This is a genomic window from Nocardia sp. NPDC049220, assembly GCF_040647855.1.
Taxonomy (GTDB): Bacteria; Actinomycetota; Actinomycetes; order Mycobacteriales; family Mycobacteriaceae; genus Nocardia.
This window is the reverse complement of the sequence record NZ_JBEZDA010000002.1, coordinates 469,891-482,945: the sequence shown is the minus strand read 5'-3', so window position 1 is coordinate 482,945 and position 13,055 is coordinate 469,891. Positions and strand designations below refer to the sequence as shown.

General features: G+C 67.3%; 11 protein-coding genes. 5 read left to right on the top strand and 6 right to left on the bottom strand.

What is annotated here, in order from left to right:
• Positions 1 to 10: 10 nt before the first annotated feature.
• Positions 11 to 1,633 (top strand): glycosyltransferase 87 family protein, encoded by a 1,623-nt coding sequence (locus AB0C34_RS09290; protein WP_357070093.1) that lies wholly within the window; start codon positions 11 to 13, stop codon positions 1,631 to 1,633.
• Positions 1,634 to 1,637: 4 nt separating this feature from the next.
• On the opposite strand, the gene AB0C34_RS09285 is transcribed toward AB0C34_RS09290, so the two are convergent.
• Both AB0C34_RS09285 and AB0C34_RS09280 read right to left on the bottom strand, forming a co-directional pair.
• Complete coding sequence (locus AB0C34_RS09285; protein WP_357069212.1) at positions 1,638 to 3,230, bottom strand: TerD family protein; 1,593 nt, start codon at positions 3,228 to 3,230, stop codon at positions 1,638 to 1,640.
• Positions 3,231 to 3,262: 32 nt separating this feature from the next.
• Positions 3,263 to 4,660 (bottom strand): TerD family protein, encoded by a 1,398-nt coding sequence (locus tag AB0C34_RS09280; protein ID WP_357069210.1) that lies wholly within the window; start codon positions 4,658 to 4,660, stop codon positions 3,263 to 3,265.
• Positions 4,661 to 4,844: 184 nt separating this feature from the next.
• On the opposite strand from AB0C34_RS09280, the gene AB0C34_RS09275 reads away from it, so the two are divergent.
• The 3 genes from AB0C34_RS09275 to AB0C34_RS09265 all read left to right on the top strand — a co-directional run bounded on the left by AB0C34_RS09275 (position 4,845) and on the right by AB0C34_RS09265 (position 7,017).
• The gene (locus AB0C34_RS09275) at positions 4,845 to 5,468 is read left to right on the top strand and encodes an AIM24 family protein (protein ID WP_357069208.1); all 624 of its coding nucleotides are present in this window, start codon (positions 4,845 to 4,847) and stop codon (positions 5,466 to 5,468) included.
• Positions 5,469 to 5,476: 8 nt separating this feature from the next.
• Entirely contained in the window at positions 5,477 to 6,172 is a 696-nt protein-coding gene (locus AB0C34_RS09270; protein ID WP_357069206.1) for an AIM24 family protein, read from the top strand.
• Between the two features lie 80 nt (positions 6,173 to 6,252).
• The gene (locus tag AB0C34_RS09265) at positions 6,253 to 7,017 is read left to right on the top strand and encodes an AIM24 family protein (protein WP_357069204.1); all 765 of its coding nucleotides are present in this window, start codon (positions 6,253 to 6,255) and stop codon (positions 7,015 to 7,017) included.
• 55 nt (positions 7,018 to 7,072) lie between these two features.
• On the opposite strand, the gene AB0C34_RS09260 is transcribed toward AB0C34_RS09265, so the two are convergent.
• A complete protein-coding gene (locus AB0C34_RS09260; RefSeq protein WP_357069202.1) occupies positions 7,073 to 7,870 on the bottom strand; it encodes an MBL fold metallo-hydrolase in 798 nt (265 codons plus the stop codon).
• A 49-nt stretch (positions 7,871 to 7,919) separates the two neighbouring features.
• Between AB0C34_RS09260 and AB0C34_RS09255 the strand changes: the two genes are divergently transcribed.
• Positions 7,920 to 8,321, top strand: a complete 402-nt coding sequence (locus AB0C34_RS09255; protein WP_357069200.1) for a MerR family transcriptional regulator — start codon at positions 7,920 to 7,922, stop codon at positions 8,319 to 8,321.
• Positions 8,322 to 8,373: 52 nt separating this feature from the next.
• On the opposite strand, the gene AB0C34_RS09250 is transcribed toward AB0C34_RS09255, so the two are convergent.
• From AB0C34_RS09250 to AB0C34_RS09240, 3 genes are read right to left on the bottom strand one after another with little or no spacing between them, the layout of a single operon-like run.
• The gene (locus tag AB0C34_RS09250) at positions 8,374 to 9,162 is read right to left on the bottom strand and encodes an HAD family hydrolase (protein WP_357070091.1); all 789 of its coding nucleotides are present in this window, start codon (positions 9,160 to 9,162) and stop codon (positions 8,374 to 8,376) included.
• A gap of 56 nt (positions 9,163 to 9,218) precedes the next feature.
• Positions 9,219 to 11,840: a phosphoribosyltransferase gene (locus AB0C34_RS09245; RefSeq protein ID WP_357069198.1), complete on the bottom strand. Its 2,622-nt coding sequence runs from the start codon at positions 11,838 to 11,840 to the stop codon at positions 9,219 to 9,221.
• Positions 11,837 to 13,051: an HpcH/HpaI aldolase/citrate lyase family protein gene (locus tag AB0C34_RS09240; RefSeq protein ID WP_357069196.1), complete on the bottom strand. Its 1,215-nt coding sequence runs from the start codon at positions 13,049 to 13,051 to the stop codon at positions 11,837 to 11,839. The genes AB0C34_RS09245 and AB0C34_RS09240 overlap by 4 nt, the downstream gene beginning before the upstream one ends.
• Positions 13,052 to 13,055 lie beyond the last annotated feature (4 nt).

Sequence of the window (13,055 nt, the reverse complement as noted above, 5' to 3'; positions counted from 1 at the left end):
CGGGCCGGATCTGCGTTCCGCGGACGCGCGCGACCGGCCGAGCCGCAACGATTCGCTGACCGCGCAGCTGTCCACGGTCATCGGCGGGCCGGTTGGTGATCATGCGCTGATCGGGCGGGTGCGGTTCTGGACGCCGATGCGGGTGTTGATGGCATTCGCGGTGGTTTTCCTCGCGCTCGGCTGGTTCAGCAAGGCCGGCTGCATCCAGCAGACGACCGGCTCGGACGGTGGTCTGACCCTCGATTGGAACAACGGACGTCAGTACGTGGCCATGTGCTATTCGGACACCGTCCCGCTCTATGGGGCGGAACGGCTGAACGAGGGCGCATTCCCGTACAAGAAGCAGTGGATCGAGTCGTCCCCGGACGGCGGCACGCAGACGCGGTACATGGAATACCCCGTGCTTTCCGGCCTGTACCAATACGTGTCCATGCGGATCGCCAAGAGCTGGACCATCTCGCCGCTGCCCGGTGCGCTGCAGGTGGTCGTGTATTTCAATGTCGTCGCGTTCGGCCTCGCGATGGCGTGGCTGGTTACCGTCTGGGCCTGCGCCCTGCTGGCTGGCCGCCGGGTCTGGGACGCGGCGCTGGTCGCTTGTTCGCCCCTGGTGGTCGTGCACGCGTTCACCAATTTCGACGCCCTGGCAACAGCTTTCGCCGCGACCGGCCTGCTCGCCTGGGCCAGGCGCAAGCCTGTGGTCGCCGGACTACTGCTCGGTCTGGGCGGCGCGGCCAAGCTGTATCCGCTGCTGCTGCTCGGTCCCATCGTCGTGCTGTGCCTGCGCGCCGACCCGATGCAGCGCACCCCGCGCAACCACCTCGGCCTGCGGATACGCGACATCGACAGCTGGTCCACTTTCCTGGCGTGGGTACGCGAGACCCCCTATCGCGTAGAATTCCTCAGTGCCCGCCCACTCGGCGCCGCGACCGTCACAGCGTCCGCGGCGCTGGCCACCTGGGTGGCGGTGAACCTGCCGATCGCGGCGCTGTACCCGAACGGGTGGCAAGAGTTCTTCCGGCTCAACACCACCCGGCACGCCGATCCGGACTCGATCTACAACGTGATTTCGTCGTTCACCGGCTGGCCGGGTTTCGACGGCGCGCTCAACTATGCGCAGCAGCCCGCCATTCTGAACGCGGTTTCGCTGCTGGCATTCGTCGCGGCCTGCGCGTTGATCGGCTACATCGGCCTCACCGCGCCGCAGCGACCACGGCTCGCGCAGTTATGCTTCCTCGTCATCGCGGCGTTCCTGCTGACGAACAAGGTGTGGAGCCCACAGTATTCGCTCTGGCTCGTCCCGATCGCCGTCCTCGCGCTGCCGCACCGGCGCATCCTGCTGGCCTGGATGACCGTTGATGCCCTGGTCTGGGTGCCGCGGATGTTCTATTACCTCGGCCTGGACCGCAAGGGCGTGCCCGAGCAGTGGTTCACCGGCACCGTCGCGCTGCGTGACCTGGCGGTGGTGGCCCTGTGCGCCGTGATCGTCCGCCAGATCTATCGTCCGGACGAGGATCTGGTGCGTCGCGACTACGTCGACGACCCGGTCGGCGGCATCGTCGATCGCATGTCGGATCCGCTGCTCCCGTGGCTGCCCGAGCCGCTGCGACCGCGGGTGGCGCTCCCGCGCGGCTGAGGTCTCATCGGGTGCGCATGAAGCGTGCCTGCCGCTCGGGCTCCTGCGGCAACAGGTCCAGATCCAGCTGCCACGCACTTCCGGTCCACGGATCGAACAGCGGTGTCCCCCCGTCGGTGGGCAGATGCCGGCACGACTGCGACAGCGTCGCCACCGTCGTATCGGCCGAGTCGGATTCGTTGGTCCCGACAATCACCGTGGAGAGTCCGATCAGGTCGCCGCGCATGATCAGCGCACCGATCCGCTGTGCGTCCGAAGTCTGGTAGCCGTGCGGGAAATCCGCGGCCAGCAGCACCCGATGCTCGGTCGGCGCTGGCAAAGCGCCACTCGTGTACGCCAGTTCGGCGAGTTCGGCGGCATCGACCATGGCCTGCAGGCGCCCCGAGATATCAGCGTGGTCGGCGATCAGCGGTCCGTTCAGCACCGGCGCGAGCAGACCGGTGAACCCGCTGAACGCGCCGGTCAGATCGATGATGTCGACCAACGCCTGGCGCTGCGGCGCCGCGGCGAGCAGCCGCGCGAGCAACGCGCCGACCACGGGCGCGACCGCGCGGGTCGATTCCGTATCGATCCACAGCGGCCGATTCAGCGGCACCGGAACACAATACGGAATCCGCAGCGGTCCCCGGTCGATCGCGTAGAGCTCGCCTAGTCGGATGCCGTCGCTCGGCACGACCGGCTTGTCCCAGGCAGGAGAGTCCCAGGAGGCCAGCGCGGGCGGAAGTGCCTGGTCAGCGTCGGCGAGTTCGCGCATCAGCTGCTCGGTGTCTCGCTGGTGGCGGTGTTCGGCGGTGGCGATCAGTTCGTCATTGCGCTGCTGCGCGACCCGGCGGGCTTCCTCGGCGGCCGGAGTATTCCTGGTCACGGGATCGGAAACAGCCAGTGACAATTCGTGGTCCAGCCGCTCGGCCGCGTAGTCGCGAGCGGAGACCAGCGCGGCGGCCGACCGCGCGGCATCCTCGAAGACCATCCAGAGCCGTTCCAGCCCGTGTCCGACCTCCAGCGAAGCACCGGCGCCGGTGGGCGCGTCGCCCGACACCGGGCCAGTGACGGCGGGTACGCCTTGGCCGGACCGTGCGGCGGAGCTCGGCGACGGATCGGACTGTGCCGGCTCGTCGTCGAGATCGACGCCGTGCGCCGCGAGCAGCACGGCGAGTCCGCCCGCGTAACCCTGACCAACGGCGCGCAGCTTCCAACCGGCGCCGCGCCGGTACACCTCCAGGCAGATCAGCGCCGTCTCTCCCGCCGTGGGGGTGATCGCGAATTCGGCTGTCACAGTGTCGCCTTCGGACAGCGTCGCGGTTATCGGTCCGAGGCTTACCGCGTCCGGGAAAGCGATCAGGTCGGCGCTCACCACCAGCAGCACCGCCTTGGCGTCGGCGCGCACCTCGGCGAGAGTGATCGTGACCTCGTCGGCGGCCAAGACGACCCCCGCCGTGGCGAGCTGGTTGTAGAAGACGACGTCCTCGCTGGAGAACACCGTCAGGTTCTCGGCGACCACCAGCGCGCAGACATCGAGAGCAGCCTCGGCTTTCGCGCCGAATCGAACGACATCACCAGTCAGCGGAATGTTCTGACCGGCCTTCAGCTGAATCACCTTGCCTACCCTGTTGTCCGCACCGCCTCCGGTCAACCGTTCACGAGGAACCGGCCGAGGTGCGGCACCGCCTCACCGGGATGCTTGGCCGGGAAGCCCTCGCCGAGCGCTTGCAGTTTCCAGTCGTTGCCAACCCGGAACAGTTTGGCCATCGCCATCGCGGTGAACGGCATCCCGCCCGCCAACGTGTACCTGGCCAATTCGCTGTTGTTGACACCATCGACCAAGCGGCAGAACGCATTCTGCACCTGTTCGAAGGTGTGACCCTTGTAAGAGGTCACGATGAACACCAGCGTGGTCACGTGCGCCGGGATACGCGTCAGGTCGACCAGGATCACCTCGTCATCACCCTCGCCCTCGCCGGTCAGGTTGTCGCCCTGGTGCCTGATCGAGCCGTCCTTGGAGATCAGCTGGCCATAGTAGGCGACGTCGACCGGGTTCGTATCAGCGAACAGAATGACCGACGCGTCCAGGTCGATGTCGACCGTGCGGTTGCCGAACATGCCTCGGCTGCGCACTGGGTCCCAGCCGAGACCCATCTTGACGAAGGTCAGCGCGGCGCCCTCCTTGCGGAGGGTGACCCGCTGGCCTTTGGTCAGACTGACCGGACGATCCTTGCTCAAACTGACCTCGGCAGGCGGCTGCTGCGCGGGCTGTGCGGGGGGCGGGTAACCAGCTCCTGGGCCTGGCGGCGGCGGGTAGCCCGGACCGCCCTGCGGCGGGTAACCGGGACCGCCCTGCGGCGGGTAACCGGGGCCGGGCGGCGGCGGGTAACCGGGGCCGGGCGGCGGCGGGTAACCACCGGGCGGTGCGTACTGCGGCGCCTGCTGAGGCGCCGGGTGGGCCGGGGTGGTCGGCGGCACGAAGTCCGGCGCCTGCTGCTGCGGTGGCGGCGCCTGCGCAGGTTGCGCCGACTGGGCGGGCGCGTCGTCGACGGTCACGCCGTGGTCAGTGACCAGCGCGGCGAACCCACCCGCGTAGCCCTGCCCGACCGCGCGCACCTTCCACGCGCCCTGGCGCCGATACAACTCGAGCGCGATCACGATCGACTCCGCGTTCAACCCGTCGATCTGGTACTCGTACAACCGATTACCGCTCGAGTCCGACACAATCGCGGTGGGAGCGGGGAACCGGCCGAAGTTGCTGCTCGCATCGTCCAGCGTGATCACCGCGCGGACCTGATCGATATCAGCGGGCACCGCGTTCAGCGACACCGCGAGCGACGCCGGCTGGCCGGCGGGTGCGGGTTGCAAGTTGACACCCGGGCCGGTCGGCTGGTTGAAGAAGACGAAGTCCGCGTCGGAACGGACCTTGCCCCGCTCGGTGACCAGCAGCGCGGACAGATCCGCGGGCGCCGTCAACTGGACGGAGATCACCACGTCGTTCGTAGCCAGCGGACCATTCTGGCCCTTGGCGAGTGTTGCGGACAAGTTCGCCCCTTCAGCTTGTCGGTGCGTTCGCCTGACACTCTACGAGAAACGCGCGCGCCGCCGCTCGTAGTAAACAGCCGCGATCGCCCGATACCCGCCGAAGCATCGGTTAAGGTGACGGCACGCAGCTGGAATATGGCGATCACCCCCATATTCCCTATCGAGACAGCAGGCAAACACCCGCATGGCGCAACTGTTCGAACAATCGAGCAAGGTGATCGAGGCGCACCTTGCCGGGACCAGCCTCCGCGCGATCTCCGGTTCGATGATCGCCTACGAAGGAAACGTGCAGTTCAAGGCGGCCGGCTTCGGCGGGGGCGATGGGGTGCTCGCGGGTCTCAAGCAGCGGGCCACCGGTGAGAAGCTGTCGCTGATGGAGTGTTCCGGTCACGGCAGGGTCTTCTTCGCGGTCAACGCCCAGCATGTCACCGTGGTCGACCTGAACAACGAGACGCTCCAGGTGGAATCGCAACAACTGCTGGCCTTCGCCGGAAACCTGCGCACCGATGTGCGCTTCGCCGGCCTGCGTGGCGCGTCCAGCGGGCAGGGCCTGTTCACCACGACCGTTTCCGGGCAGGGCCAGGTCGCGTTGCTCTCGGCGGGCGGACCGCTGATCCACTTGGAGGTGTCGCCGCAGTACCCGTTGGTGGTCGACCCGGACGCATTCGTGGCCGCCCGCGGCAATCTCACCCAGTCGTTCATCACCGATATCTCCTGGCGGACTGCCATCGGCCACGGTGCGGGCGAGGCATTCTCGCTGCGCTGGGACGGTCAGGGTGTGGTGTTGATCCAGCCGGCGGAACGATAGGGCGAGCGATGTTCGACAAGGTCAACGGCAAAGTCGTCAAGATCAACATCGCAGCGGCGGGCGGCGTGGTCGCCCGCAGCGGCGCGATGCTGTTCTACACCGGCGATGTTTCCTTTGCCCCACACCAGATTCCGGGCGCCCATGCAATGGGCGGCATGGGTGGGCTGCTGCGGATGGCCGGGCGCGCGATGGCCGGCGAGCACGAGCGCACCATGCTGGCCCAGGGCAACGGTGAGGTGCACTACGGGTTAGCGGGCTTGGAAGTGCATATTGTGCCGGTACAGCCGGGCGCGACGCTGCGCGTCGAGGCGTCACGACTGCTGGCCAATACCGCCGGGTTGCAGAGTTCGGTTGTCTCGGTGGTGAGTTCGGGCAGCGGAGGCGGCGGCGGACTGATGGGTGCGCTGCGCGGCGCCGCGGGCGGCGCACTGACCGGCCAGGGCATGTTCACCACACAGCTGACCGGGCAGGGCGCCGCGGTGCTGCTCGCGCACGGTGGTTTCCTCGAATTACCGGTGGGCGGCCCGAATCCGATCGTGGTCGACCCGCAGGCCTTCGTCGCCGCGTACGGCGCGGTGCAGACCGAGCTGAAGACGGCGCTGAGCTGGCGCGACGCGGTCGGCCGCGGTTCCGGCGAGGCGATGCAGTTGCATTGCGTCGGGCAGGGCGTCGTCTACGTCCAAGCATCCGAAGAGAAGTTGTGAGCCATGCGTGAGCGAAGCGGGCAAGTGAGCAACACGACGCACCGGGCCGGGCCGGCGCCGAGCGCTGTCGAGGCGGAGTCATGAGCCAGATCCTCAACCCGAGCAATCTCGGTGACAGCGACAATATTCCGGGGAACAACTACGCCTATTGCATCGACCTGAACAAGCCGTGGTTCATGCGCAAGGGCGCGATGATCGCCTACTACGGCGACATGCGGTTCCAGTTGCTCACCCATGGGCTACAGGGCGGTCTGCTGAACATGGTGTCGCAGCAGTTCTCCGCGCCGCTGTTCACCAGCGACTACGTCGTCGCGGAAGGACACGGCAAACTGATCATCGGCGACCGCGGTTACGACATCAATTCCTATGACCTCGAGGACAACGGCAATCTGACGATCCGAGCCGCGAACCTGCTGGCATTCGAGCCCGGATTATCGCTGAACCAATCGATCGTGCCCGGATTCCTCACCCTCATCGGCACCGGCAAGTTCCTCGCCTCGTCCAACGGGCCGGTCATCTTCGCCGAGCCGCCGCTGCGGGTGGACCCGGAATCGCTGGTCGGCTGGGCGGATTGCCCCGCCCCCAGCCACCATTACGACCAGCGTTGGGTCTCCGGTTTCCTCGCCGCGGGTGCGGCGCACTTCGGCGTGAACTCCGGCGAGGAGCGCCAATTCGACTTCACCGGCGCGGGCACCGTGCTGATCCAGTCCAGTGAGAAGGTGCTCAGCGACTCGATGCTGGTGCGCACCATCGAGGGACAGATCCACAGCGGCATCACCGTCGGCGGCCTGCAACGACTGCAAGGAGTGATCGCCCAGCAGTTGGGTGGTCACCAGCAGTACTGATTCGGCCGAACCCGCTGGCCGCGCCCCTCGCCGGGAAACGGATTCGGCCGCGGACTCATCCGGCGCGCCGGAATTCCCACGGATCGTGCGCGCTGATCAGGGTGACCTCGTGGCCATGATCGCGATGGAGTTCACGCAGCCGCGCCTGAGTGCCCAGCCGCAGGTCGTGGTGCACTTCGGAGGTTGTCTGCACAATATCGAGAACCGGGTGCGGTTGCGGAGCAGGATCGAGTTCGCGGTGGTAGTAGTAGGCGTCGCCACAGTGCAGCAGCCAACGCTCCCCCTCGCGGACGGCGACGCCGGTGTGGCCCGCGGTGTGCCCACCCAATGGAATCAGTTGGAAGTCGGCCGGCAGGTCTTTCGGTTGAATCGCGGTGAAGCCGAACCACTTTCCGGTCTCTCCCGCCGGATAGGTCACCCACCGCGGGTCGTGTGCCCAGTGCGCGGGGCGGTAGCGGAAACTCGGGGATTCGGCGAGCGCGGTCTCGAGTTCGGCGGCGAGCACGTGGACCCGCGCCTGCGGAAAGTCGGGAAGCCCTCCGCAGTGATCGACGTCGAGGTGGGTGAGGATGATGTGCCGCACGTCGCCTGGGTCGTAGCCCAGCCGCTGCACCTGCCGAATCGCGGTCTCGTCCTCGGACAGGACCGGCTGCGCCATCGCGACCCAGTCCGCACCGAGGGTTCCCGCCGGGTCGCGGACATCGTCGAGCCCGATGCCGGTCTCGACCAGAACCAATCCGTCGGATTCGGTCTCGACCAGCAGGCAGTGGTTGACAGCGTGCGCAGGCAGCGGTCCGTCGTAGGTGGCCTCGATCTGCCGTACCGATCCGCAATTGAGGTGATGGATTGTCATGGGAGTTAGTCTGTGACTTGAAGTGCGGTTCAAGTCAAGGAGATGAACGATGACCGGCGTCCTGCTCGATATCGCCGAGGTGGCCGACCATGCCGACCTCGCGCCGTCCGCCCTGCGTTTCTACGAAAAGCGCGGACTCATCAGCTCAACCGGTCGCAACGGCCTGCGCCGTACCTACCGGCCCGATGTCCTCGACCGCCTCGCGCTCATCGCCTGCGCTCGCGGGGCAGGCTTCACCCTGGCCGAGATCGCTCGGTTCTTGCGCGCCTCGCCGACCGACGCCGAACTGCGCGCACGCATGGCGGAGAAGGCACGGCAGTTGGATGACGATATCGACCGCCTGATCCGCATGCGCGACAGCCTCCGCCACGCGTCCACCTGCACCCACGATCCGCTGGTCGAATGCCCCGACTTCAAAACCACGTTCGAACGGTCCGCCGCACCGGTGTGATCATGGCGACCGCGAAGAGACCGCGGTACACAACCGGATACGTCGATGCCGGCTACTCGGACGTCGCCGGGGCTCCCTTGATGAACCAGTTGATGATCTCCTCGCCCGCGAGAATTCCGCTGGTGCGGGTGACGGTGAGGTTGGGGTGGGTCCAGTTGAGTTTTTCCAGTTCGCCATGGCGCGGGCGGATGGCGAAATCCGCGGCGCGCAACATCTCGGCGTCGAGGGCGCCATCGCCCGCGGCGAGCGTCTCCGCCTCGCCCACGAGTTCGCCGGATTCCCACAGTCGGCGGCGCACCTCGGCGACCGCGCGGCTCTTGCAGACGGCCCGTGGCATGGTGTAGATCTTGCGGCCCTGCTGGGACGCGGACCAGCCACGTCGGCGGCACCAGCCGTCCCATTCGGCGAGGAAACCCTCGGGGACGGCCTTGGGTTTCACCACCAGATAGCAGAACAGATGGTCAGCGACACGGAACTTGGTCACCCACGAATCATCAACGCGCGCACGAAGTTCCGCGCTCACGGCGGAGAGTGTGGCGCCGCTCGCCCGAACCTGGGCATCCACATCGATCCGCCAGCGCATATCCGGAACGCCGTCGACAAGGATATTGCCGCCGTTGCTGGTGATCGCGTAACGCCAAGGCGCACCGGGCAACCGAATGCGCCCGAACTGTTTGATGGTGCGGGTGGTCGTGGGAACGACGGCGGCCGGTTCGGTCAGCGACGCCATCCGTAGCGCCGCCACGGTGGTCATGAACGACAGCGGTGCTCCCTCCAGATGTTCCACACAGACCATCGGCACCTCGTCGGCGGCACTGAAGGCGTTACGTGAGTAGATCATCGTCCGGTCCAGGTCGGTCGCGATCAGTGCCCGTCGTAACGGTCTTCGGGCCAGGCTCACTGCTGTACGTCCTTGATCAATCCCATGCACGAATAGGCCAGGTCGGCGACGACCTCCACTGGAACACCTCGGGCGGCGGCGAGCATTCTGATGTGCGCGTGCTCCGGTGCGTCCGCCTCGCGGACCAGCACTCGCCACGGTACCCGCCGCAGCAGCACCCTGGTGGTCTCACCGACACCTGGTTTCACAAAGTTCACGCTCGCGATGCCATACCGTGCGCGCACCTTTTCCACCGAAACCCAACCGGCCCAGGTCGGCGTTCGGTCGCTCGCACGGACCGCGGCCACCTCGGCGTCGACCCGGTCGCGGATCGCGTCGAAAGCCCCGCTCACGACGTCGAGCATCGGTCCGGACACGTCGTCACCGGCCAGCTCGCGGTAGAACTTGGCGCCGTGGAATTCGCGCGGACCGATCAGCGTGTCGTTCAGCACCGTGCGCGAAATCAAGCCGGAAACGGTCGAATTCAAGCAGGCCGAGGGGATCAGGAAGTCATCACGGGTGCCGTAGGTGCGCACACAATGTCCTGGATCGGCCAGCACCGCGAGGTCGCCGTCGAACAACGCACCACCGGTCTGGTGATAGGCGTCGAGCGCTTCGGCCAACTCCCGGGTGATCGCACCCTTGCCGGTCCATCCGTCGACGAACACGACCGAAGCCGGATCGTGGTGCTCGGCCAAATAATCCAGCGCGACCGCGTCGATGCCTCGATCCCGCACGATCGACACCGCGTAGTGCGGCACGTCCAGACCCGGCCGCCGCGACCGCAGCCAGCGGCGCATCAAGATGCCGATCGGGGTGCCCGCCCGCGCCAGCGACACCAGCACGATGTCCTCGCCGCGTTCGGCGACGACGAGTTCCGACACGGTCGCCACCGCGAGCGCGAGGCGCTCGGCGCCCGCCACGAGTACCGCGTCGAACAGCATCCGATAGGACGCGTCCGGCTGATACTCGATCGGCAGCGACTCCGCGTAATGCGCTGTCCCCGCCTGAATCTCCCGTTCCCGTTCGGCCACATCGGCCTCGAGGTCGACATCGGACAGATCCTTCAGCAACCAGGAGACCTCGGAGGCGGCGTAGGACCCGAACTCCGGACCGAACAGCGGAGCGGGTAACTCGCCCACCCTAGGCGTACGCGTCACATTCGGCTCCTGCTCTGTTCTCGACGACCCGGCCCGCTGCGCGTGCAGCCGCCGCGGGTCGGCTTCCCGCAGTGCTGCGAGCAGCACGTCGGCGCCGGAGGCGGTCAGCACGTCGACCAGCCCACCCTCGGCCACCAACTCCGCGGTGTCGGCAGGCGAATCGACAACGACGACCAGCACTGGATCGACCGCCGGACCGCTTTGCACGACGTCATCCGGCCCGCTCGACGCGGTCGGCGCCATCGCCACGGCGACCTCAGCGCCACCGCCCGTGGGAGCCGGACCGGCCGCCAGCACTCCCCCCGCGAATGACTCCGCGCAGTCATGCGACCAGAGCGCGTTGTACAGGTAGCGCGGCGCGGTGTCGTCGGGCTCCGGTGCGACGAACCGGAATCCACGCCGCAAGGGATATCCCGGCTCGTCCAACACGTACGCCGGAGACCGCGTGGTGGTCTGGAATCGCGTCGGTGTGCCCGATTCCGCGAGTTCCGCCGCCATCCGCAGCGGAAGGTACATCAGTTCCTCGTGCCCGAGCACGATGGCGGGCCGACCCGCGAAGTCGGCGCTCAGCCGCGTACTAAGCACCTCGGTCGCGTTCCGCAGCGCTGCGTCGAACGCGGCGGTGTCGGAGGCGAGCATCCCGTGCCGGCCCCCCTCCGGCACCGACGCGGGCCAGGGCAGTTCCACCCGCGCGAAACAGCCGCGCAGCGCGGCGACGGGGTTCAGCCGAGGTTCGGGAAGGGCGCCGACCGCCTCGACCAGCCCGTCGGGCAGTGTGGCCCGACCGGAGGCGAGACAGACCGTGTCGACGCGTGCGCCGAGTTCGGCGGCGGCCGAGTCGAATGCGGCACGGTCCGCGTCGGTACGCAGGTCGACCAGCGAGGCGAGCACGTACTGCGCGCGTGGTGCGAAGGCATGCAGCGCGCGTATCGCGTCGATCGCGGTCGCCCCGGTGGAAATTTCGTCGTCGACCAGCACGAGCGGCAGGTCGTTGACGAAGATGTCCGCCGGTGTCGGCTGCAACAGATGCGAGGTCGCGTGCGAATGCCCCTCCTCGAACCCGGCGAGGGTCTCGGCGTGCGGCACCTCGCGACGAGTCGAATGCAGGTAGCAGTTCGCACCGATCCGGGCCGCCACGCAATGCCCCAGTCCCGTCGCGGTCTCGGCGAACCCGAGTACCACGGCTTCGCGACCACCGAGCACCTCGAGCACGAGATCGCCGAGCCGATTGCCGGCGCCGAGCACCACTCGCGGGTCTGTGGGGAGATGCTTGCCGAGCACCGTCGACACCAGCAGGTGCGCACGACGCGGATTGTTGTGTCGAATCCCCGGCTGCACGAGCGTCGAGATCGGCAGTTCGGTCGATTGCCGTCGATCCGCCACACCCGCACCCGCCGAGTCACGATGCAGTTCCACACCGAGAGTTCTGGTAGCCCAGGGGATTTTGTCATGACCGAGTTCGGCCGTCGGATGGCTCATACCGTGACCAACGCGGTCAACAGGTCCACGAAAGACACGCCTTTGTTGGCCACGCCGAACACCCGCGCGCGCAACAGTGTCTGCATCGCCCAGCTGCGGTGCGGCCGCATCTCGTTCATCTTGTTCCCGTAGCCCGAGGCCGCGACGCCGCCGACGTCGGCACGCAGGATGTCCAGCGCGTCCGAATACTCCTCGTGGGACACCACCGACAACGCGTGCACGGCGGCCACATGCGACGGGTGGATCACCGTCTTGCCCTGGATGCCATTCGCGCGGTCCAGCGTGATCTCTCGGAGCAGTCCGTCCAGGTCCCGGCTGACCAGGTACTGGCGGAACGGCACCGCGTCCGACTCCGCGAACGGTGCGGTGCGCAGCAGCGGGCGGAACATGCGCTCGTGGTCGGCGAAGTACTCCCACACCGGCCCGGTGATGACGAACCCGGAACCGTCCGCGCGCCCCAGATAGTTGACGATGTCGGCGATGACGTCGGCGACCACCCGCACGTCGTAGATCGTCAGGTCGCGGTCACGCCGGATACCGAACGTCGAACACATATCGGTCGCGCCGACCCGCACCGCCAGCACCCGCTCCCGATGCACGGCGAGCAGCGCCGCGATCTGGGTGAGTTCGTCGTCACGGGTCTCCCGATGCACCAGGTTCGGCGATTCCAGCACCGGCATCCCGTACAACGGCCGGTCCAATCGCTGCGCGGCCACATTCAGGGCATTGAGGTATCTCGGCCCCGACACGCTGTCGAACTTCGGAAACACGAACCCGGTCAGTACCTCGGCGCCCGGACCGAGCTGTTCGACGATCTCGGTGATGGTGTCCGCATCGCGCACCCGCACGAACAGCAGCGGATTGGCGTCCTGGCTCGCCGCGAGCAGATCGAGCGCCGCGACCGTTTGCCGTTTGGCGAACTCCACTTCGTGATCGGCGACGGCGTCCTCGAGATCGATCACCATCGAGCACACGCCGCGCTCGGCGCGTTTACCGATCGTCAGCGCGAGGTCCGGCCTGGTCGCGGGCGCGTACAGCGTCGCACCGAGCCCGACCGCCAGCAGTTCCCGGTCGGTATGGTCATCACCGAACGGTTCGGGTTGACGGTGAAAGAGACGCCTCGCCTCCGGGCCGTGCAACTGCCGGAAGTGACGTAGCGGCATTCGCTTCCGCAGGGAAACCTCCTGCTGGACGGCGACGCCAGCGGTCATTCTT

Coding starts and splice junctions, on each gene's coding strand:
- AB0C34_RS09275 (WP_357069208.1), top strand. CDS start 4,845: ATGGCGCAACTGTTCGAACAATCGAGCAAGGTGATCGAGGCGCACCTT.
- AB0C34_RS09270 (WP_357069206.1), top strand. CDS start 5,477: ATGTTCGACAAGGTCAACGGCAAAGTCGTCAAGATCAACATCGCAGCG.
- AB0C34_RS09265 (WP_357069204.1), top strand. CDS start 6,253: ATGAGCCAGATCCTCAACCCGAGCAATCTCGGTGACAGCGACAATATT.
- AB0C34_RS09260 (WP_357069202.1), bottom strand. CDS start 7,870: ATGACAATCCATCACCTCAATTGCGGATCGGTACGGCAGATCGAGGCC.
- AB0C34_RS09255 (WP_357069200.1), top strand. CDS start 7,920: ATGACCGGCGTCCTGCTCGATATCGCCGAGGTGGCCGACCATGCCGAC.
- AB0C34_RS09250 (WP_357070091.1), bottom strand. CDS start 9,162: ATGATCTACTCACGTAACGCCTTCAGTGCCGCCGACGAGGTGCCGATG.
- AB0C34_RS09245 (WP_357069198.1), bottom strand. CDS start 11,840: ATGAGCCATCCGACGGCCGAACTCGGTCATGACAAAATCCCCTGGGCT.
- AB0C34_RS09240 (WP_357069196.1), bottom strand. CDS start 13,051: ATGACCGCTGGCGTCGCCGTCCAGCAGGAGGTTTCCCTGCGGAAGCGA.